The organism is Mycobacterium sp. pR1184 (assembly GCF_041287235.1).
Taxonomy (GTDB): domain Bacteria; phylum Actinomycetota; class Actinomycetes; order Mycobacteriales; family Mycobacteriaceae; genus Mycobacterium.
This window is the reverse complement of record NZ_JBGGKR010000005.1, coordinates 118,616-139,212: the sequence shown is the minus strand read 5'-3', so window position 1 is coordinate 139,212 and position 20,597 is coordinate 118,616. Positions and strand designations below refer to the sequence as shown.

Annotated in this window: 21 protein-coding genes; 11 read left to right on the top strand and 10 right to left on the bottom strand. The window is 65.6% G+C overall.

Annotated features, from left to right (window positions below):
* Positions 1-10: 10 nt before the first annotated feature.
* Positions 11-799, bottom strand: a complete 789-nt coding sequence (locus ACAG21_RS10900; RefSeq protein ID WP_370496053.1) for an SDR family oxidoreductase — start codon at positions 797-799, stop codon at positions 11-13.
* 212 nt (positions 800-1,011) lie between these two features.
* Here ACAG21_RS10900 and ACAG21_RS10895 point away from each other — a divergent pair, with 212 nt between their 5' ends.
* Positions 1,012-2,001: an amidohydrolase family protein gene (locus ACAG21_RS10895; protein WP_370496052.1), complete on the top strand. Its 990-nt coding sequence runs from the start codon at positions 1,012-1,014 to the stop codon at positions 1,999-2,001.
* Here the strand turns inward: ACAG21_RS10895 and ACAG21_RS10890 are convergent.
* On the bottom strand, positions 1,998-2,954 hold the full coding sequence (locus ACAG21_RS10890) for an oxygenase MpaB family protein (protein WP_370496051.1): 957 nt from the start codon (positions 2,952-2,954) through the stop codon (positions 1,998-2,000). The genes ACAG21_RS10895 and ACAG21_RS10890 overlap by 4 nt on opposite strands.
* Before the next feature lie 91 nt (positions 2,955-3,045).
* Between ACAG21_RS10890 and ACAG21_RS10885 the strand changes: the two genes are divergently transcribed.
* The 3 genes from ACAG21_RS10885 (at position 3,046) to ACAG21_RS10875 (ending at position 5,913) form a co-directional block, all read left to right on the top strand.
* Positions 3,046-3,657: a TetR/AcrR family transcriptional regulator gene (locus ACAG21_RS10885; RefSeq protein ID WP_370496050.1), complete on the top strand. Its 612-nt coding sequence runs from the start codon at positions 3,046-3,048 to the stop codon at positions 3,655-3,657.
* Between the two features lie 20 nt (positions 3,658-3,677).
* Complete coding sequence (locus ACAG21_RS10880; RefSeq protein WP_370496048.1) at positions 3,678-5,057, top strand: adenylate/guanylate cyclase domain-containing protein; 1,380 nt, start codon at positions 3,678-3,680, stop codon at positions 5,055-5,057.
* A gap of 124 nt (positions 5,058-5,181) precedes the next feature.
* The gene (locus ACAG21_RS10875) at positions 5,182-5,913 is read left to right on the top strand and encodes a class I SAM-dependent methyltransferase (RefSeq protein WP_370496047.1); all 732 of its coding nucleotides are present in this window, start codon (positions 5,182-5,184) and stop codon (positions 5,911-5,913) included.
* Positions 5,914-5,963: 50 nt separating this feature from the next.
* Here ACAG21_RS10875 and ACAG21_RS10870 read toward each other — a convergent pair whose 3' ends face one another.
* Both ACAG21_RS10870 and ACAG21_RS10865 read right to left on the bottom strand, forming a co-directional pair.
* Complete coding sequence (locus ACAG21_RS10870; RefSeq protein ID WP_370496046.1) at positions 5,964-6,422, bottom strand: SRPBCC family protein; 459 nt, start codon at positions 6,420-6,422, stop codon at positions 5,964-5,966.
* Positions 6,423-6,492: 70 nt separating this feature from the next.
* A complete protein-coding gene (locus ACAG21_RS10865) occupies positions 6,493-7,185 on the bottom strand; it encodes an SDR family oxidoreductase (protein WP_370496045.1) in 693 nt (230 codons plus the stop codon).
* An 85-nt stretch (positions 7,186-7,270) separates the two neighbouring features.
* Here ACAG21_RS10865 and ACAG21_RS10860 point away from each other — a divergent pair, with 85 nt between their 5' ends.
* Positions 7,271-7,909, top strand: a complete 639-nt coding sequence (locus ACAG21_RS10860; RefSeq protein WP_370496044.1) for a CGNR zinc finger domain-containing protein — start codon at positions 7,271-7,273, stop codon at positions 7,907-7,909.
* On the opposite strand, the gene ACAG21_RS10855 is transcribed toward ACAG21_RS10860, so the two are convergent.
* Positions 7,863-8,618 carry a 5'-methylthioadenosine/adenosylhomocysteine nucleosidase gene (locus ACAG21_RS10855; RefSeq protein WP_370496043.1) on the bottom strand — a complete coding sequence of 252 codons (756 nt, stop codon included), beginning with the start codon at positions 8,616-8,618 and terminating at the stop codon, positions 7,863-7,865. The genes ACAG21_RS10860 and ACAG21_RS10855 overlap by 47 nt on opposite strands.
* Positions 8,619-9,210: 592 nt before the next feature.
* On the opposite strand from ACAG21_RS10855, the gene ACAG21_RS10850 reads away from it, so the two are divergent.
* Positions 9,211-9,816, top strand: coding sequence for a PaaI family thioesterase (locus ACAG21_RS10850; protein ID WP_370496042.1), 606 nt, complete (start codon positions 9,211-9,213; stop codon positions 9,814-9,816).
* A 3-nt stretch (positions 9,817-9,819) separates the two neighbouring features.
* Here the strand turns inward: ACAG21_RS10850 and ACAG21_RS10845 are convergent, their stop codons facing one another.
* The 3 genes from ACAG21_RS10845 to ACAG21_RS10835 form a co-directional block, all read right to left on the bottom strand.
* Positions 9,820-10,584, bottom strand: coding sequence for a DUF2127 domain-containing protein (locus tag ACAG21_RS10845; protein ID WP_370496041.1), 765 nt, complete (start codon positions 10,582-10,584; stop codon positions 9,820-9,822).
* Positions 10,585-10,634: 50 nt separating this feature from the next.
* Positions 10,635-12,023: an MmgE/PrpD family protein gene (locus ACAG21_RS10840; protein WP_370496308.1), complete on the bottom strand. Its 1,389-nt coding sequence runs from the start codon at positions 12,021-12,023 to the stop codon at positions 10,635-10,637.
* Between the two features lie 110 nt (positions 12,024-12,133).
* Positions 12,134-13,087, bottom strand: a complete 954-nt coding sequence (locus ACAG21_RS10835) for a LysR family transcriptional regulator (RefSeq protein ID WP_370496040.1) — start codon at positions 13,085-13,087, stop codon at positions 12,134-12,136.
* Positions 13,088-13,220: 133 nt separating this feature from the next.
* Between ACAG21_RS10835 and ACAG21_RS10830 the strand changes: the two genes are divergently transcribed.
* Positions 13,221-13,796 (top strand): carboxymuconolactone decarboxylase family protein, encoded by a 576-nt coding sequence (locus ACAG21_RS10830; RefSeq protein ID WP_370496039.1) that lies wholly within the window; start codon positions 13,221-13,223, stop codon positions 13,794-13,796.
* 2 nt (positions 13,797-13,798) lie between these two features.
* On the opposite strand, the gene ACAG21_RS10825 is transcribed toward ACAG21_RS10830, so the two are convergent.
* Positions 13,799-14,713: an IclR family transcriptional regulator gene (locus ACAG21_RS10825; protein ID WP_370496307.1), complete on the bottom strand. Its 915-nt coding sequence runs from the start codon at positions 14,711-14,713 to the stop codon at positions 13,799-13,801.
* A gap of 286 nt (positions 14,714-14,999) precedes the next feature.
* Between ACAG21_RS10825 and ACAG21_RS10820 the strand changes: the two genes are divergently transcribed.
* The 4 genes from ACAG21_RS10820 (at position 15,000) to ACAG21_RS10805 (ending at position 18,820) form a co-directional block, all read left to right on the top strand.
* Positions 15,000-15,410: a nuclear transport factor 2 family protein gene (locus ACAG21_RS10820; RefSeq protein ID WP_370496038.1), complete on the top strand. Its 411-nt coding sequence runs from the start codon at positions 15,000-15,002 to the stop codon at positions 15,408-15,410.
* A 9-nt stretch (positions 15,411-15,419) separates the two neighbouring features.
* The gene (locus ACAG21_RS10815; protein WP_370496037.1) at positions 15,420-16,238 is read left to right on the top strand and encodes an SDR family NAD(P)-dependent oxidoreductase; all 819 of its coding nucleotides are present in this window, start codon (positions 15,420-15,422) and stop codon (positions 16,236-16,238) included.
* Between the two features lie 402 nt (positions 16,239-16,640).
* Positions 16,641-17,942 carry a sodium:proton exchanger gene (locus ACAG21_RS10810; protein ID WP_370496036.1) on the top strand — a complete coding sequence of 434 codons (1,302 nt, stop codon included), beginning with the start codon at positions 16,641-16,643 and terminating at the stop codon, positions 17,940-17,942.
* A 41-nt stretch (positions 17,943-17,983) separates the two neighbouring features.
* Entirely contained in the window at positions 17,984-18,820 is an 837-nt protein-coding gene (locus tag ACAG21_RS10805; RefSeq protein WP_370496035.1) for an SDR family oxidoreductase, read from the top strand.
* On the opposite strand, the gene ACAG21_RS10800 is transcribed toward ACAG21_RS10805, so the two are convergent.
* The gene (locus tag ACAG21_RS10800; protein ID WP_370496306.1) at positions 18,817-20,583 is read right to left on the bottom strand and encodes a SulP family inorganic anion transporter; all 1,767 of its coding nucleotides are present in this window, start codon (positions 20,581-20,583) and stop codon (positions 18,817-18,819) included. The two genes, ACAG21_RS10805 and ACAG21_RS10800, sit on opposite strands and share 4 nt — an antisense overlap.
* Positions 20,584-20,597: the final 14 nt, after the last annotated feature.

Genomic DNA, 20,597 nt, shown 5'->3' with positions numbered 1-20,597 from the left:
CGCAAGGTTTTCAGCGGGCGCCCTGGGTGCTGCTCGCGGTGGGCAGCCAGGCGGTTATGGCCTCGTTGAAGGCCGGATAGATGTCGCGGTAGGTGCCGTCGCGTTCGGCGTAGCGGAAATTCTTGACACGCTCCACCACGATCTCGTCGGCCAGGGGTTCGGTCCGTAACAGCGACATCGTCTCCGCGACGTAATCCTCCAGCGGCATCGCCCTCGGGTCGAATCCGCGCTCGCCCTGCAGCGCGGTCTGCACATGCGGCGGAATGATTTCGATGACCTGGACCGCGGTGTCACGAAGCTGGAAGCGCAGCGACTGCGTGTAGGAGTGCAAGGCGGCCTTGGAGGCGCAATAGGTCGGTGTGAGCGCGCTGGGCATGAAGGCCAGACCGGACGTCACGTTGAGGATCGTGGCGCGCGGCTTTCTGAGCAGCGCCGGGAGCAATGCCGAGGTGAGCCGGATCGGGCCGAGCAGGTTGATCGCGATGCTCTGCTCCGCCAGGCCGACGTTGCTGGCGGTGAGGTCCTCGACGCGCTGCGTGCCGGCGTTGTTGACCAAGACGTTGAAGTCCGGATAGCGGTCCGTCAACTCGACGGCGAACCTCCTGACGTCGGCCGCGTCGGATTGATCCAGCGACAGGTAGTCGATGCCGGGGTTTGCCTCGACGACGGCCTGCAGCAGTTGGCGACGGCGGCCCGCGATCACCACCTGGTTGCCGAGCCGATGGAACGACTCCGCTAAACCGCGGCCGATTCCGCTGCCACCGCCGGTGACCAGAACGGTATTACCCGTCAATTCCATCGGTCGTGCTCCTCACGCTCGGGCTGACGTAGCGGGATGCCTCGATATGCCTTGAGGTAACCATGAGTTACCGCCGGAGTCACCACCCTTCCAGCCAAGTCGGCCAGTATGCACAGTAGACATACTCGATATGCAGAACATTCATTTCACAAATAGCTGGCCGGCGGGCAGGGTCGAACGGAGACAAAGTAATCCGACAGTGAGGAACGCCGATGCGCTACATCGCCTTGGAGGAGGCATTTTTCATCCCCGAGCTGGCCGAGCGTCAGCCCACCACGGAGCATCAGCAGCTGCAGCAGCGCATGACGACGGAATGGGCGCAGCGCTGCGAACTGCGGCTCCCCGACTTCAGCGAACACCGACTGGCCGAGATGGACGATGCCGGCATCGACATCCAGGTGCTCTCGCTGACGTCTCCCGGTCTGCAGGTCGACATCGACGCCGAACACGCCCGTGACAACGCACGCTTTGCCAACGACTACCTGGCGAAGGCAATCGGCGAAAATCCGGACCGCTTCCGCGGCTTCGCGGCGTTGCCCTTGCAGGATCCAGCCGCGGCGGTGACCGAACTGGAACGCGCCGTCACCCAAGACGGATTCTGCGGCGCCCTGGTCAACGATTGCATCACCGGCCCCGGCGGTCGCTACCTGGATGCACCCGAATACGACGAGCTGTGGGCGGCGGTCGAATCCCTCGGCGTGCCACTGTATTTGCACCCCGGCGCACCGCCGGCCGATCACTGGCAGGTCATCGAGGGGCGGCCCGAGCTGTACGGCGCAACCTGGAGCTGGGCCGCCGAGGTCAGCGGACATGCGCTGCGGATTCTGTTCAGCGGCGTATTCGACCGGCATCCCGCGGCGACGATGATCTTGGGACACATGGGCGAGTTTCTGCCGTTTCAGCGCAGCCGCATCGACACCCGCTTCGCGTCGACATCGCTCTCGGAAACCAGCACGTTGCGGCGCGCGCCGTCGGAGTACCTCGGCACCAACATCGTCTTCACCAACAGCGGTGTGTTCTCACCCGCGGTCATGCTCGGAGCCGTGCTGGAAGTAGGGGCCGACGCGTTGATGTTCTCGATCGACTACCCCTACGAATCGTCGTACGAAGCCGTGCGGGGATTCGAGCAGACGACGCTGTCCCCCACCGACCGGGAGAAGATCGCACACGGCAATGCCGAACGGCTGCTGCTAATCACCTAGCCGGCGCGGTTGTGCAGCCGGCGCGGGTCGACGCCGGCCCGGCGCCATGCCGTCACCGCCCACGGGGTGTAGAGCACCCGGAGTGGAAGCCGATTGAGCACCGGATTCAGGGCGCGCATGATCGCCGCAAAGCGCTGAAACCGCTTCTCCTTCTTGGTATCCCATTCGAGCTGGCATACCTCGCGCATTTGTGGCGGCATGGTTCCGACCAGCACGAGACGGGTGTAGGCGTTCAGCGGCGCGGACATCAGCTTCCAGATGCTCTTGGGTATCCAACGGGGTCCGGGAATTCCCTTGCGGATGTAGCCGGTGCCGTACAGGACCGTCTTGTGCGGCACGAACCGCTCGAGCATGTCGTCCCAGTAGTCGACGAAGTCGGCGTACGTCTGCGGCTGGCCGCGGTCGCTGACGCCGTAGAGGCTGTACCAGACCTTGCCTTCGTCGAAGATCTGTTGCTTCTCCGCGTCCGACAGCCGCCGGATGAACGTGTCGGTGTTGTAGATGACCTGGTCGACGAAAGTCGCGTGCGCCCAATAGAACAGCTCGGGGTTCAACGCGTGGTAGCGCGAACCGTCGCTGATGGTGCCCTTGATCGATCTGTGGAAGTCACGGACCTTACGACCCCACGCGTACGGATCGTCGGAGTAGACGGTCTTCATCAACGGCGGCGCGGTTCGCTTGGCGCGGCCCAACGTGTCGCTGAAGACCACCGAGTGATCGAGCACGCCCTGCGCGAGCTGCTCGATGCAGTTCTCGACACCCGCGGTGCGCTGGAACCCGAAGAACTGGGTGCGGTGATCGCCGTAGAACTTCCAGATCAGGGAGTCGGGCCCCAGCCGCGGCGCGGTCTCGGCGATCTCGTCGCCCAGCGGCCCCTCGAGCAACACAGGGACCGCCTCCCGCACCCCGATGTCGAAACGGGTGCCGGCCAACTGGTCGTTCTGGGCGGTCATGCCCCACCTCCCGTGAATCAGTGGTACAAATCTATATCTTTGTTTCAAACGTAGCATTCTGGCACTGACATCGCCGAGGAGGTCGTCATCCATGCGGAAACACAGCCTTGACGGCACCCTCGTCGACAGCCGCGATACCGACGACACCATCCTGGACACCGCGCGAGCGGTCTTCGAGACCTACGGCGTGCGCCGCGCGAACATGGAGGACGTCGCCGCCCGGGCCGGGGTCAGCCGCAGCACCCTCTATCGGCGTTTTCCCACCAAGGACGACCTGGTCGAACAGGTGGTCCGCCGCGAGGGCGAAATGTTCTTCGCCACCTTGGACCGGGCTACCGCCGGCTGCACTCCGGCCGAAGCAGTGATCGAGGCGTTCACCCTGGGCGTGCGCCTGGTCCAGGACTCCGCGCTGTACTCGCGCATCGTGGAGAGCGAACCCGAGCTGTTCGGGCTCTTCTCGCGGTCGCATGTCTTCCCGATCAGCCAGTTCGCCGCCGGGATCGCTCGCACGCTGCGCAGATGCGGCGCCGACCTGCCCGATGCCGACCTGGCCAACGTCGCCGATGTGCTGCTGCGCGTGGCGCTGGGGATCATCGTCTTCCCCACCGACCGGCTCGACATCTCGGACCACACCGCCGTGCGGGAGTACGCCGGGCGGTACCTGGTGCCCATCATCGGCGGCTTGGCCCCGGATTTGTCGTAGCCCTGCATTAGCCTGGTGGCGTGGCGCCGGTTCCGCGGACCCGGTACGCCAGTTGCGGCGAACTCGACATCGCCTATCAGGTGTTCGGCGATGGCCCGATCGACTTGCTGGTGCTGCCGGGCCCACTCATTCCGATCGACTGCGTCGACAGTGAGCCGTCGATGTACCGCTTTCATCGACGGCTGGCATCGTTCAGCCGGGTGATCCGGTTCGACCAACGCGGGATCGGCATGTCTTCGCGGGTTCCCTCGTTGGACATGATCGGGCCCAGGTCCTGGGCACAGGACGCGATCGCGGTGATGGACGCGGCCGGGTGTGATCGGGCGACCGTGTTTGCCCCGGGCTTCACCTCGTTGGCCGGACTGGTGCTCGCCGCCGAATTCCCCGAGCGGGTTTGCAACCTGGTGATCTTCAACGGCGCGGCCAGGACCCTGCGTGGTCCTGACTACCCGATCGGCACCGACGAGGTCGAGGCGACGCCGTACACGACGGTGGGGGTCGAGCCGGACGCCGTCGAGCAGGGCTTCGACATGCTCGGCATCATCGCGCCCTCGGTCGCCAACGACGACGCATTCCGCGCGTGGTGGGACCAGTCCGGGAACCGGGCCGCGTCCCCGAGCATGGCGCGTGTGGTCATCGAGACCATCCGGCGCTCCGACGTGCGCGACATCCTGCCGCGCATCAGCACGCCAACGCTGATCCTGCACCGCGACAATCCGGAGTTCAGCCCGATCGGCCACGCGCACTACATGGCCGAGCACATCGCCGGGTCGCGTCTCGTGGAGTTACCGGGCGAAGATGCCCTGTACTGGACCGGCAACACGGCTCCGATGCTCGACGAGATCGAGGAGTTCATCACCGGACTGCGCGGCGGCTCGGACGCCGAACGCCTGCTGACCACGATCGTGTTCACCGACATCGTCAGCTCGACCGAGCGGGCCGCCCTGCTCGGGGACGATCGCTGGCGCGATCTGCTGGACAACCACGACGCCATCGTGCGCCGGGAGCTGCAGCGCTTCTCCGGCCGCGAAGTCAACACGGCCGGAGACGGATTCGTCGCCACGTTCAGCAGCCCGAGCGCGGCGATCGCCTGCGCGGACGCCATCGTCGACGCGGTTCGGGTGCTGGGTATCGAGGTGCGCGCGGGCATCCACGCGGGTGAGGTGGAGGTGCGCGGCGGCGCCGTCAAGGACGACATCGCCGGCATGGCAGTGCACATCTGCGCCCGGGTCGCCGCCCAGGCGGGCCCGAGCGAGGTCTTGGTCTCGTCGACGCTGCGCGACATCGTCACCGGCTCGCGGCACCGGTTCACCGACCGCGGCGAGACCGCGCTCAAAGGCGTTCCGGGCCAGTGGCGGTTGTACGCCCTGGTAAGCGAGCACGCAGTCGTCAAGCGTTAACGAACGCGACCACTCGGCTAGTCGAGGCGCCTGGCCGCCGCGCGTAGGCTGCGGTTGGGAGACTGTCAGCGTCGCGGCTCCCGGATTTCGGCGTACAGCTTGGCATTTGATCGAAGGAGTACGCATGACCGACGTACACGTCTCGCTTCCGCCCGCGCTACGCCGAGCGCTGGATCTGCTTGCCGACCCGCCGGCGATTCCGGATGCCAGCAAGGGGTATCTCGATCTGCTCGGCGACGACGACATCCCGAAGAACACCGGCCCGATACAGGCGGCATGGGCATCACCCATCGGCTCAATGCTTTACGACACCGCGCAGGCCTTCTCCCGACGCCTGATCGCCGCGCTGCAGCACCCGGCCGACTGGCTGGACATCCCGCCGGGCGGAACCGCGCTGGATGTGGGTTCCGGCCCGGGCACCGTCACCGCATCGCTGGCACGCTCGGCCGGCAAGGACGGATTGGCCTTGGGCGTCGACATTTCCGAGGCGATGCTGGCCCGGGCCGTGCGCAACGAGGCAGGCCCGCACGTCGGCTTCATAAGGGCTGATGCACAACGACTTCCGCTGCGAGACGACACCGTCGACGCCGTGGTCTCGATGGCGGTGCTGCAATTGGTTCCGGATCCGGCGGCCGCGCTGGCCGAGATGGCACGGGTGCTGCGAAGCGGCGGACGGCTGGCCATCATGGTTCCGACCGCGGGGCGTGCCGCGCGAGCGTGGCAGCTGCTGCCCAACATGGGCGCTCACATCTTCGGCGAAGACGAAATCGGCGACATCCTCGAAGACAACGGCTTCGTCAGCGTGCGCGTCAAAAACGTCGGCACGCTGCAGTGGGTGCGCGCCAAGAACGGCTGAGATTCCGTCCTGTGAGAACGCCGGGGGCGACGCAACGGGCCTACCGGGTGCTACCCGAGGCGCTGCGCCAGCATCGCGAGCTTGTCCATCGAGTCGCGCAGCATCTCCGACGTCGTCGAACGCGCCTTCTCCAGCCGCGTCGGGTCGGTCAGGGCGGTGTAGTCGTAGGTGTGGGTGACGTTGGTCAGCGTGGAGTTGATCTCGCTGAGCTCCCAGCGCCACAGGTGACCGGGCGGTTGCTTTCCGGGTTCGGCTGGGCGCCAAGCGATCTTGGTGCCTTCGATGAATTCCACGACGTGGTTCTCCCGCACGGCGCCGTTGGTCAGCGTCATCTTGAACACGTCACCGACCGCGCGCACGCGCTGCCCGGGCTCCGCCGCAGCGAGGTTGTTGTTGCCGTCCCAGCCGGGCTGGCTGGATGGCTCGGCGATCAGTTCGAAGATGCGCTCGGCGCTGGCCGAGATGACGCGGGTCGCGCTGACTATGCCTTCGGGATCCGTATCAGCCATACGCCAATCCAAACATGTTGCGTACGGCAATGGGGGCCGGCATCGTGCCGACCCCCAAACCGGCTGATGATCAGCTGATGCGCAGTAACTCGGCCGGTCCCGAGAGAGCCGTCTTGGCCTGACGGGTGTCCTCGTCGGCCAGCACCTCGGTCTCGTCGTCCCGGATGCCGTCGACGATCTGCCTGGCAACGTCCTGCGGGTCGTTCTTCGGCACGTCAAACGCCGTGGTCATGTCGGTCTCGGTGTAACTCAAGTGCACCGAGGTGACCAGGGTGCCCTGCTTCTCGAGCTCGACGCGCAACGAGTTGGTCAGCGACCAGATGGCCGCCTTGGAATCGCCGTAGCCGCCGGAGCCTGCCACCCAGGCCAACACGGAGCTGATGTCTGCCAGCGCGCCACCGCCATTCTTGGCCAGGATCGGGGCGAACGCCCGGGCCACCCGAAGCGCACCGAAGTAGTTGGTCTCGAACACTTCACGGACTTCGTCGACGTCACTGGCGAGCAGCTTCGTCGCACCGAAAATCCCGGCGTTGTTCACCACAATGTCGGCGTCGGGGGCGGTAATAGCCAGCGCCGCAACCGAATCGGCCTTGGTGACATCGAGCGCGACGCTTATGACGCGAGGGTCAGTGCTGGGCTTGGGTGTGCGTGCGGTGGCGTAGACCTTGGCCGCGCCACGACGCAGAAACTCGTCCACGATGGCCTTGCCGAGTCCGCGCTGCCCGCCGGTAACTACGACCGTCGACCCCTTGATGTTGACCATGATCCGTACTCCTTGACTGATGTTAAGTAGCTTTGCTTCTGTCAAGCTAATTGCCGCGCATGACATAGTCAAGTAGCATTTGGTTATGTCTTCATGGTCTGCATCACAGCGATACGAACTCGCGACCGCACCCGGCGGCCTTGGCCTGGTCCAGGACTTCCTCAACACAATCGACGTCAAGCGCGACAGCCCGGATCTACTCGACGACGCCGCGCTCGCGCGGGACTGGGTGAGCGGCGCGGTGCGGACCTGGGCGGAGCTGCGCGGCGTGCCCGCCGACCCGCCTGCCATCACGGACGCGGACCTGCCGAAGCTTCGGGCATTGCGCGAAGTGATCGCGCAACTGGTGCGCGGCGAAGCAGCGGCCGGGGCGGGCGTGGCGGCCATCTCGGCGTCCTTCGCGGTGTCCGAGACCGGCGATGTCCGACTGGAACCCGCCGGCACTGGCTGGCGCTGGCTGGCCTCGGCATTGTGGGGTGAGATCGTGCTGAGCCAACGCGACGGCACCTGGCGGCGCCTCAAGAACTGCCATCACCAACCGTGCGCGTCGACCTTCTACGACCGCTCGAAGAACAACAGCGGTGTCTGGTGCAATGCCAGGACGTGCGGCAACGTCGCCAATCTGCGGGCCTCGCGGGCGCGGCGGCGCGAACGCGAGCGTGCCGCGCAGGACCGCCTCAGTCCAGCACCGGCAACAGGTGCAGCAGGACACGAGCCGAGCTGATCGCGACCTGCTGCACGAACTGGTTGAAATCGGCACCGGAGTCGGTGCCGGCCAGGTCGGATAGCGCGCGGATCACCAGCCAGGGGATGCCGAACGCCTCGCAGACCTGGGCCAGCGCGCCGCCCTCCATGTCGATGGCCAGGCCCCCGAAATCGTCGTGCAGCCGGTCGCGGGTGGACTCGCAATGCAGGTACTGATCGCCGGTCAAGACGGTGCCGTAGCTGATCCGCGGCGGCGTACCGGTGCCGCCCGCCGCCGATGGCAGCACCGGAAGGGTGAATCCCTCGAGACGGCGGGTGACGCGATCGAAGAGTTCGGGTTCTACCGGGTAGCCGAAACGCTCGGTCGCATTGATGAACGGGACGTGCCCCGGTTGGTAGGGCGCCAGCCGCTCGTTTTCGATGACCCCGAAGTCGTGCTGCACCACCCGGTCGGCGATAACGATGTCACCGATGTGCAGCCGCGGATCCAGTCCGCCTGCGACACCGGTGAAAACGATTATGTGACAACGGAATCGATCGGCCAGCAACGTCGCCACCAGACCGGTGTTGACCTTGCCCATGCCGGCTGCGGCCAGCACCACCCGCTGCGCATCGAGTTCGCCGGTATCGAAGGTGACCTGTGCGACCTGTTCGCGCCGCGCCCCGGACAACGCAGTGCGCAGATAAGCCCACTCTTGCGGGATTGCACAGATGACGCCGATCGTCACCGCGCCGGGTTAGGGGGCAACTCGAAACTCCAATCGCCGGCCATTGGCCTTGGCACCGTCGGCGATTCTATCGACGGGGTCAGCAGCGCTCGGCACCCCTGCGCATGACGCGTGAGCCATCTGCCTGCCCGCGCGCCCTGTTCCTCAGCACCAGATTCAGCGCGTCGCAGGCGCGGGCTTTGATCGGGGCAACTACATCGAGGTTGGTAGAGCTCTGGTTGATCAAGGTCTGCAGTGTAGGCACAGTCTCGACCCCTCCTTCGCCGGCCTGGTCAGCCGACATGTCAATATCACCCCAGCTGTTTTACAAGTGTGCAGCAAGCTGGTAAACGCAGTGATAATCCGGCTTGTGTGGTAGCGCACATTCCCGGGCATCTATTCCCGCCCACCACGCCTGCGACCAGCACTAATCCGGTCTGCGACGTAGCAACGCGGAACCCATGCCCGTCATGGTGCCCTGACGATAGCGGTTAGCTTCACGCCGACGAAAATGCCGCTGCTACAAGGGAAGTCCCCTAAGTCCAACGCTGGACGCGTCCAGTCTGCCACATCCGGCGGCGGCACGCCGCCAGCGGACTGTTAGTTTGCCTATATGTCTGACGAGATGCTCTGCATTGACTACCGCCAGCTCGAATCGATCTACGGCCCGCTGGCCCAATCGGTCCGCCGGCTCGTCGATCTGAGCATCCGGACCAAAGCGGACCCCGCGACCATAGCGGCAGCAAAGGCCAAAATCGACAGGGCCGCAGACGAATTGAGCGCGTCGGTGCGGCCGGGGACCTTCGGCGTCCACTCGACGCCGGACGGCGACACCGTCGCATGGGGCAATGCGGTGGTAGGTCTGCGCAACGCGGTCGCCCCACCGCTGGTGCTGCATCACGAGGCCGACGGACTGGTGTGGTCAGAGTTCAACCTCGGTGCGGCGTACGAAGGCCCGCCGGAGCATGTGCACGGCGGGGTGTCGGCCCTGATCCTCGACCACGTGCTGGGGGCGACCGCGCACAAGCTGGGCCGCCCCGCCTATACCGGCACTCTGACCTTGCGTTACCGGCGCCGCACGGCGCTCGGCCGTCCGCTGCGGGCAGAAGCCCACATCGACCGCATCGACGGGGTCAAGACGTTCTCCGTCGGTCACATCGCCGACGCGGACGGTGTCACCGTGGAAGCCGAGGGCGTGTTCATCACTCCCAAGACGTGAGCCTCACGTCGTCATAGCGGCCCGCTCGACGTCGAGGAGCTGCTCACCGCGCCGTTCCTCGTCGTAGGCCTTGCGACCGCCGCGCACGCCGAACAGGCGTTTGGAGACCACCAGGTAGATCACCGCCAGGATGTTGATGCTGAAGGTGACCACCCGCGTCATCGTGATGCCCTTGGCCAGGTCATGGATCTCCAACGGCAAGAACACCGAGGTGGCGATCACCGCGAAGTACTCGCCCCAGCGCTTGAGTAACCACAGGCCGACGGCCTCGAGCAGCTCGACCAGGGCGTAGGCGGTCAGCATCAGGGTCAGCAGCGCCAACGTCGAAGGTTTGGCGGCCAACGCCTTTTCCAGCTCGTGCACGAGCGTCATTTGGTCGACCCTGAATCCGGCGGCCCGAAAGATCGGCAGGTCGCGATCGAGGGTGGCCTGGATGGATCCCCGGGCGCCGCGGAACGTCCACACCGCGTACGCCGCGAGCGCGATCACCACCGCTCGGAACACGCGCTCGACCGCGAGAGCACGAATGATGATCGCCTGTCGTAAAGCCTTGCCACGCATAATCATCGGTGCGTCCTCGGCGTGGCCCCGGCCGTGAGGTTCGCCGACGACGAACTCCCCGCAGCGCAAGCACCGCCACACTTCACCGAGTCCGGTCGTGCCACTGAGCCGGTCGGCAAGCCCCTGCTCCTCGGGCGCGTACGTCACATGGCCTGCGAGCGCGCAGGTAACCAACTCCCAGCGGTTGATGCCGCGATCTTTGCGCATGGCCGATCATTCATCGCGGGCAGCAAACGATGCAAGAGGGCGCGCAGATGTCAGAACCGCGGCCGGCTGCGCGGACGTTGCGCTACCGGACTCACCGTGCCGAGCAGTTCGGTGAGCCCGGCGATGGCGATGTCGTCGATATGGGCGACGGCGGTGACGATGTCGGTCTGTAGCGCGGGTTCGCAGAACGGTTCGGCGAGCCATCCGAACTTGTCCACCACGCGCTGCCACGTCATCGGCCGGGTCGGTGATCCCTCGTAATCGCTTTCCTCACGGCTGAATTCCCGTCCGTCCCGGGTGTGGACATGCACGCGCGTCGCGGTGCGTTGCGGATAGTCCGCGGTCAGGTCGGCCGCCTCGACCACGTCCACTCGCGCCAGCAGCTCCTGAACGTCGCGGCGCAGAACACGTTCGTTCTCAAGCTGTTCGGGGCCCACTCCCCCGTCGAGCAGTGCGACGGCACTGAGGTACTTGAGGTTGTAGTCGGCCTGTTCCTTGGTCCGCGGATGATCCTTGTCGCCGTAGGCTCCCCCACCGGCGATGTCGTAGGCGGTCTGAAACACCTCGATCGTCACGCGCGCGACGTCATCGCCGCGCAGGTTGTTGTCCGCCCGGATCGCCAACAGGGCGTCGATGATGGCCTGTCCGTGGATCAGTGCGCAGTACTGCTTGAGATAGGTCTGTTCGACCGCCGTCAGTCCGCGGTCGGAGGTGTTGAAATCGATTGGCTGATCGAAGAGTTGGACGAGCCCGTTCGGGCCTTCGAACAACGACGTGGGCCCGGTGATCCCACGGCCGGCCAATATCGTGGTGTAGACCGCACGCATGGCGGTGATGGCCGGGGAGATGCCCTTCCAGTTCGAGACCGGCTCGGCGTGCACCACGGCCAGTGAGACATTGTCGGCCGTGGCCGCCGCGATGGCGTGCGCGGTGCGCTGTGCGTCCAGCCCCAGCAACCTCGCCGATCCGGCTGCGACCGACATCGCCAGCTGCAGCGCATGGTTGAGTCCACGCGCCATCACGGGAACTTGTGCGCTGAAACGACATTGGACCTCGTAAGCGACCGCGAGGGCGAGCAGGAAGTCGGCACCGCTGGCGTCGACGCGCTCGGCTACCGCCAGGACCGCACCGACGTTGTCGGCCGGGTGGCATAGGCCGCCCACGGTCAAATACGTGTCGAGCAGGTCTGGATAGCGCACCAGCACGGAGTTGAAGAAGGCGGCCTGGTCGACCGAGGCGCGACCGCCGCCGACGAGCGTCGCCGAAGCACTGCCGCTGAACTGACGGGCGTGCTCCCGGATCGCCGGGATCAGTTCACCGTCGAGCGAGCCGATCGCACAGGCGATGCTGTCGAGCACATTGCGTTTGAGCAATTCCCGGGGATGCGTACCCAGGTCCGACGGCGTGGCGCCGACGACGAACTCGGCCAGTTCGTCCACAACATACCGATGTGCCATGGCTTTTCGTCCTTCCGCTGCTGCCTCTCACTCAAGCGCGGCCAGGATCAGCCGTCCAGGACCAGTCGCTTAGGTGTGTTCGGCGCGGCTTCCTACCGCCGCTCAGAACCGTCGAGCACGCCGCGGTGCGGATCGTCGGCAGGGATCCACCATCGCTGCCCAGGAGGCGTGCGCCAGCCGCTTGTGTGCGCCACTGTCAGCAGTGCCTCGACCACCCGCATGACCCCGGCCCGTTCGTCGTTCTCGCGGCGCACGAGTGACCATGTCCACAGCGGCACCGGATCGGTGACCGGGCGCTGACCCAGACTGGGTGGCGGCACCGCGGTGTGCCGCTTGGGCGAGGCGAGAATCGGCGCGGCAATCCGGCGCACATGCGCGTAGTACGCATCCCCGGTGATACCGCCGTCGTCAATCCGGACGACGCGGGCACCGGTTGCGGCCGCGAACTCCGTGGCGAAGCGGTTCCAGGAAGACCAGGCTGATTCGTCGGCGTCGACTAGAACGGTAAGCTGCTGTGCTGCAATGGGTTCAGTTGAGCTCACGCCGGGCAGTACCGCGGGCAGCGGCTCGGCGCGCACCAGATATGTCGCGAGTCCGCGCTGACTTGCCTGTTGGGCGGTCACCCAGGTCAACGCGACATCGAGGGCACCCTCGGCAACGCGATCAGCCTGCACGTGCGACGGCAGCACCCACTCGTCGAGCCGCAGGGATATGGCCGCCCCCAATACCGCAGTGAGGTCATCCGGCAGCCAGCTGACATACCCTAGCCGCACCGGAACGCTGTCGACCGCCGCCCGTTGCACCCGGCGTTTCGCGTCATCGGCCAGGGCCAGCATCCTGCGCGCATCCGGCAACAGGGCGCGTCCTGCCTCGCTCAACCGGACGCTGCGCCGGTCGCGCACGAACAGGTCGGCTCCAATCTCGCGCTCCAGCGCGATGATCTGTTGCGACAGAGCCGGTCCCGAGATGTGGATGCGTCTGGCGGCGCGTCCGAAATGCAACTCTTCGGCAACCGCCACGAAGTAGCGCAACTGCCGCAGTTCCATGAGATGAGCTTAAGCGGGCTTGACCTGCGGTAGAAAGCGGAACTTATCAGTGATCACAACCCGGTCGTGGACACGAAAGCGTGCCGGCACTTGGCTGGACTCAGCCACTGCGATCACGTGAGGAGAAAGCCCCGTGCGCCTTGCCCCATTGCCGCCGACCAGTTTGACCGGCGCACAGCAGCTGCTGTACGCCGACATGCGAGCCGCGATCGACAGCGACTTCGGTGAACTCGTCGCCGATCGCGACGACGGTGCGCTGATCGGCCCGTTCAACGGCTGGCTGCACTATCCTCAATTCGGCTCGCCGGCTTGGGCATTCAACAGATCACTGTGGGAGCATGGCCGGCTGCCGGGCCGGGTCCATCAACTGGTCATCCTGGTCACGGTCGCGAAGCTCAAGGCGCGCTATGCGATCTACGGGCATGAGTACTTCGCCGAGCGCGCCGGGTTGCCCGAGGACAAGGTCGCCACCATCGCCGCGGGCGAACGCCCCGCCGATCTGACCGACGACGAACGTGTTGCCTACGACATGGCGGCCGCCCTCATTCGCGGCGGCGCCCTGCCCGAGACCACTTATCGGGCCGCCGTCGGATGTTTCGGTGAGCACGGGGCCGCCGAGATCGTATTTCTAGTCGGCTGTTTCTGCATGGTCGCCGTCACGCTCAACGCGTTCGACGCCGGAGTGCCGGGCCGAGACGAAACGGCCTGAAACTACCGCGCGGTGCGACGCTCCTCGAGGTCCACGACCGGCGGATTCTGCTGAGCTTCGCTGATCGCCGCGGTTTCCGCGGTGAGCTTGTCGCCGATGACCTGGATCTGCCGCGCGCTCAGCGGAGACAGAGGGTGCACGGCGAGCATCATGGCGACGTGGCCGCGGTGGTCGAAAACCGGTGCGGCGATGGTCACAACGGGCTGTTTGCGGCGACCGGGGTTGTCGTCGGACAGGAAGCCGATCGTGGTGAACTCGACAAGCAGCTGGTCAAGGATATGGCGCACCGGGGTCGGCATCTCGTTGCTGTCCAGTGTGCCGACCACCTGGACGGCCTGCGCCAGCGCGGGCGTTGTCCAGTCGACATCGAATCCACGCTCGCGGGTGTGCGCCAAGACGTGTTCCAGGCGCTGGACCCGATCGGCGTTGCTGCCCGCGCCGCGGCGAATCCACGCGCGCTGTTCCTCGTCGGTGTCCCAGGCAGCGAACGCGACGCCGAACGGCGGCGCGTATGGGATCCGGTCGCCCGGTATCCCTGCGGGTTGGGTGGCGGGATCGCCCTCAAAAGCCGTGACTACCAACGAATCACCGAACCGTTCGACCACCGAGCCGGCGTAACCGACCTCGCGGTAAAGTCGCAGCGCCGCCGAACGCGCGGCGTGCGCGAGTGGCCGAGCGGTGTCCATTCGCGCACCCACGACGGCGAGCGCCGGGCCCAGCGAGAAGGTCTTGGTGACGGGATCGCGGCTCGCCCAGCCGCGATCGCACAGTGTCTTGAGGATCGCGTGCACCGTGCCCTGTGTCAGGCCGAGTTCACGCACGATGTCGGAGAAGCGCATCCGGGTGTTTGCCGACCGCGCCAGCAACTCGACAATGTCGAGTACCCGCGCGGTCGGCGCCGAGGTGGATCCGCGAATGGCTTGACTCCTTTAAGACCGGATTCCTACAGTTATATTGAACATTCGACAGATTAACTCGATTATTCGAGAAAATGGGGTAGATGCTTTGCGCGCTGTGGTTTTGAGAGATAGTCGGCTGACGGTCCGCGAGACGGCCGACCCGAGCCCGGACCCGGTGAACTGCTGCTGCGCACGCTGAGCACCTCGACCCGCCGAGGCGTCACAATCCAATTCGGCGGCGGCCCACATCCCCAGGACTGGTACGGAACCCTCGAGGCCGTGGTCCACCCGAATTGAGGCAGGCGTGACCGAACGAGAAGACCGTCAGGACATCTGCGATCTGGTGGTGCGCTACGCCACCGGGATCGATCGCCGCGACTGGCCGCTGTTTCGCACCGTGTTCACCGACGACTGCGAGCTCGACTACGGCGAGATCGGCAGCTGGCATGGCGTGGACGAGGTCACCGAGTTCATGGACACCACGCACGCCTTGGCGGGCCACACCCTGCATCGCTTGTCCAATCAGGCCGTCACGCTCGATGGTGACAAGGCATCGGCCCGCACCTACGTCGATGCGGTGATCATGTTCGGCGACAACCAATCCGGCGTCAACGCGTGGGGGTTCTACGACGACGAGATCGTCCGGACCGCCGATGGCTGGCGCATTGCTCGACGCCGGTTCACGCAGGTTCGCATCGCGACGTTCGGCCCGTAGGGAGCGCTCATGACATTCGCCACGAAGTACGGCCCGTGGGCGCTGGTCGCCGGCGCCTCCGACGGCGTCGGTGCGGCATTCGCCGCAGGACTGGCCGAACGCGGCGTCAACGTCGTACTCCTTGCGCGCCGCCAAGCGGTGCTCGATCGGGTTGCCGCCGAGATCGAATCGGAAACCGATATCCAAACCCGCACTCTCGCAGTCGATCTCGCTGAAGCGGGCGCGGCCGACAAAGTAGCCGAAGCCACCAGCGATCTGGAGATCGGTTTCTTGGTGTACTGCGCGGGTGCGGATCCCAATTACCAACCCTTCCTTGATAATCCGATCGGTGCCGCGGAGGCGATGGTCTACCGCAACTGCATGGTGCCGATGCAGCTTTGCCATCATTTCGCCCCGGCGATGGTCGAGCGGGGCAGCGGCGGCATCGTCATCTTCGGGTCCGGCGCCGGATTGGCCGGCGGACCCAACATGGTCGCCTACGGTGCGACGAAGGCGTTCGACATGGTTTTCGCCGAAGCGCTCTGGGCCGAGCTGCACGACAAGGGCGTCGACGTGCTGGGCCTCATCCTGGGCAAGACCAACACGCCCGCGTTGCGCGAACTCGAATACCGCCGCGGCAACATCGGTTCGCCGGACGAGGTGCCCGAAGGTGCCGCCTCGGTCGACGACATCATCGCGGAGGCTTTCGACAACCTGGCCAACGGCCCGACGCTGATGGCGGGTGACGTCATGAAGGCCGCCGCACAATTCGTTTCGTCGTTGACCCGCAAGCAGGCCGTCGAAATGTTCACCGCGGCCGCGGCCGCGGCGATGGGTCCGGATCGCTAACCAGCCACGGCCCAGGTGATCAGCACGCGGCCGTAGAGCAGCCGGCGAACCGTCGCCACATCCGACGTCGAGGATCCGCCGCGGAACCCAGGACTCCAGCTATGCGTCGTAGTGGATGTTGATGTGCCACGGCTGCTGTACGGACGCACCAGCCACTCCCCCGAACCCAGCCCACCAAACCCTAAGTACCCGTAAGAGCACTAGATCGGTTTGCCACATTCTGAAGTTAGTTGAGCCTAACAATTTAGATTGACGCCTCTAGCCAGCAAATATAGGCAGGCGATTGGTGTCGATTGGCACTCTCACAACGTTGCTGGATAAGGGTATCCAGGGTAGCTTTGGCGGGCAGGTCAAGCCACGGCCGCGAGCCAGATAGCGATGACGCCCGACCGAAGGACGACGATGCTCGCCACTGAGAGGCCCGCCGGCTCGATTCCGACGGCGGCGGCACATTCGCCGCGGCGAACGCTGTTCCGTTCGGCGTTGATCACCGCCGCCTTCATTGCCCCCGCGGTCGTGGTCCGGATCATCGGCCTGCATCCGGACCCGGTTGTCGCCCTACTGATCTTCGGTGCCGCAGTGGTCTCGGCCAGCTTCCTGCTGGCGTGGGCCGCCGAGGCCGCGCAGATCGACGTCTCCGGCGGCCTGGCGATCGCAGTGCTCGCTCTGGTCGCGGTGTTGCCCGAATACGCAGTCGACCTCTACTACGCGTTCGTTTCCGGTCATAACCCGGAATACACGCAGTACGCGGCGGCCAACATGACCGGATCCAATCGGCTGTTGATGGGCCTGGGGTGGCCGGTCGTGGTGCTGGTCGGTGTCGTCGCGGCGCGCCGGTTCGGCGCCGGCAAGAGCACCGCCCTGGCGCTGGAGCCCGCCAATCGCGTCGAACTCGGGTTCCTGCTGATCGCCGGTCTGGCCGCGTTCGCGATCCCGGTCGGCGGCGAGATCCATCTCGCGATGGGGCTGGCACTGCTCGCCTGGTTCGGCTTCTACCTGTACAAGGTCAGCCACGGCGACGTCGAAGAGCCCGACCTGGTCGGTACCGCCGCCGCTCTGGGTGAGCTCTCGGACCGGACCCGCCGCATAGTCGTCGTCGGCTTGTTCGCGGTGTCCGGCGCCGTAATCCTGCTGTGCGCCAAGCCCTTTGCCGACAATCTGGTCGCGGCCGGCTCCGAGCTGGGCATCGACCGATTCCTGCTGGTGCAGTGGCTCGCACCGTTGGCTTCCGAGGCACCTGAGTTCATCATCGCGACGATCTTCGCCAGCCGCGGCAAGGGCACCGCGGCCATCGCCACGCTGATCTCGTCCAAGGTCAACCAATGGACGCTACTGATCGGATCGCTGCCGGTGGCTCACATGCTCGGTGGCGGCGGCTTCTCCCTAGAGCTCGACTCCCGCCAGATCGAGGAAGTGTTGCTCACCGCCAGCCAGACGCTGATGGGTGTCGCGGTGATCCTGGCGCTGCGCTTCCGCCGTGCCGCCGCCTGGACGCTGCTGGGGTTGTTCATCGTCCAGTTCCCGCTCACCTCCACCCCGGAGCGTCTGGTGCTCTGCGGTGTCTACACCGCGATCGCCGTCGGCGGACTGGTCGTCAACCGCCGCTATCTGACGGCCACGCTGAAGGCACCTTTCCTCGGAACGGCCGTGCGGCACGCCGGTCATCCGCACCACCTGGCAGAGGAAGCGGCGCTCCCGACGTAGGACGTGCCCGCACCTCGATGGGGTGGGTATAGCGTCGCGGTATGAATCGAGTCTCGGTGATCACGGGTGGCGCGGGCGGCATGGGTCTGGCCACGGCAAAAGTTGTCGGCACCGACCACACGCTGGTCCTCTGCGACGTCAGGCAAGACCGCCTCGATACCGCGGCCGCCACCCTGAAAGACCTCGGGGTCACCGTTACCGCGATCAATTGTGACGTGACAGACCGGGATGCCGTCGCCGAGTTGCTCGACACCGCAAAGGGCCTCGGCACCCTCTCCTCCGTGATCCACACCGCGGGAGTGAGCCCGAGCATGGGCTCCGCCGAGTACGTAATGCGCACCAACGCAATCGGCACCCTCAACGTCAACGAGGCTTTCTACGCCACAGCAGGCGAAGGCTCTGCGATCGTCAATGTGGCATCGATGGCGGCCCACATACTGCCCGCGGAAATGATTCCGACGGGCCAGTTTTCGTCGGCGCTGCAGGACAGCGGCGCCTTCTGGGACGCGATGATGGCGGCGTGTGACCCGATACCCGAGGAAGCTCGATCCGGCTACGCGTACGCGTTGAGCAAGAGTTTCGTGAAGTGGTACAGCCAGTCTCAGGCGGAGCGCTTCAACGCGCGCGGATTGCGCATCGTCTCGGTGTCTCCGGGGTCCGTCGACACCGAGATGGGCCGGCTCGAGGAACAGGCCGGGGCCGGGGCGATGGTGGCCAACGCCGCCGTGCCGCGGTGGGGCAAGCCGGAGGAGATGGCCGAGCTACTCGCCTTCTGCGCCAGTGCCAAAGCGGGCTACCTCACCGGCACCGACATCCTCAACGACGGCGGCGTGGTCGCCTCGATGACCGAGCGGGCCCGGGTGGCCGCCGGCAGCTAGACCAGGTAGTAGAAATTCGTGAGTTCTGGCGCGATCGGGGACGGTTCCTTCAGTTTCCAGTCAGCCAGCTTGCCGTGGGCGTAGCGCACCGCCTTGAGCGTCGCGGAGAAATCCTCGTCCTCTTCGGGGAAGACATGCTCTGCGGTGAACCAATTTCGGAATCCGACGTTGTTCAGCACTGCGAGCGTGTCGGGACGTACGCCGGCCAGTAGCACGGTGACACCGCGTGCGGTTTCCTCCCTGAGGAAGTGCTCGATGCGCTCGATGCACACGACGTCCGGGTGGCGCACCCGCTTGAGGCGCAACACCGCGAACTTGATGTCGTCGTCGGCGATTCGTCGGCTGATCTCGGACAGGTAGCGATCCAATTCCGGTGCGGCGCCGAAGAACAACTCGCCTTCCAGGTCGTAGATCACCACAAACTCGTCCGCGGGCTCGCCCGGAAGTCGCTCACGCACCACACGTTCGGGTGTGACGATGAGTTCGCGCGCCTTCAGCTTGGCAGCACGCGGTACGAACAGCAGGATCGACAGCACCACGCCGAGCAACACTGATTTGTCCAGATCGATGGCAACGCCGGTGAAGGCGGTGACGATCACCAGGCCCGCGTCGTAGCGCGACGCCTTGACGGTGTAGACCAGCCGCTTGAAATCGACCAGCCGCAAGGCGGTCACCAGCAGCAGGCCCGCCAGTGCGGGCTGTGGCACGTAGCGCAAGAGCGGGGCGAACAACAGCAGCGCACCGGCAACCGTTGCGGCCGAGACGATTCCGGAGAATCGCGTTTTGGCTCCGGACTGGAAGTTGATCGCCGACCGCGACAGCGAACCCGAGCCGGGCAGGCTCTGGAAGAAACCGCCGGCCAGGTTGGCCAGACCTTCGGCCATGATCTGCCGGTTGTAATCGATCTTCTGCTGGGTCTGGTAGGCAATGGCTTTGGCGATGGACAAAGCCTCGATGATGCCGACGAACGCAATCGCCAGTGCTCCGGTCGACAGGTGCGGCAACCACTCGGTGTGGACTTCGGGGACGTGGGCGGTGGGCAGGCTCCGTGGGATCTTGGCGGCCACCGACACCGCGGTATGGCCGCCGGCCCCGGGGATCGACCACCCCGCGAGGTAGGCGATCACCGATGTGATGATCAGCACCGCGAGCATGTCGATCTGCGGCCAGCGGTAACGCTGCACCAGCTTGCGTAGCACCACGGCCAAAAGCACTGCCGCCGTGCTCAATACCACGGCGCGGTAGTTGACGTGATCGCCATGCGAGAGGGTCAGCCAGACCCGGTGCAAGACCTGCATGTGCCCGTTGCCCTTGTCGCGCACGCCCAGCGCGTTGCCCAACTGTCCGACGGCCAGCAGAAACGCCGCGGCCGCCATGAAGCCGATGATGACCGACTCGGAAATGTAGCGGGTCAGGTTGCCGAGCTTGAACAGGCTGATCACGATCTGAACCACGCCCACCAGCACAGCCAACAGGAACAGCCCTTCGAAAAGCTCGGTGCTGTTTTCCGAATCGATGAAGGCAAGTGCCGTGAAGACCAACAGCGATATGGCACTGGTGGGCCCGTTGATCAGATGTGAGGACGAGCCGAATATCGAGGCGACGATCGTGACGACGATGGCCGAGTACACACCGAATCGGGGATCGACGCCGGCAATCAGCGCATACGCCATCGCCTGGGGAAAGGAGATGGCGGCGACGGTAAGGCCGGCAATGACGTCATGCCTGCCTTTTACCGCGTCGTAATTCAGCGCGAAGCCCACCGTGCCCACGTCTT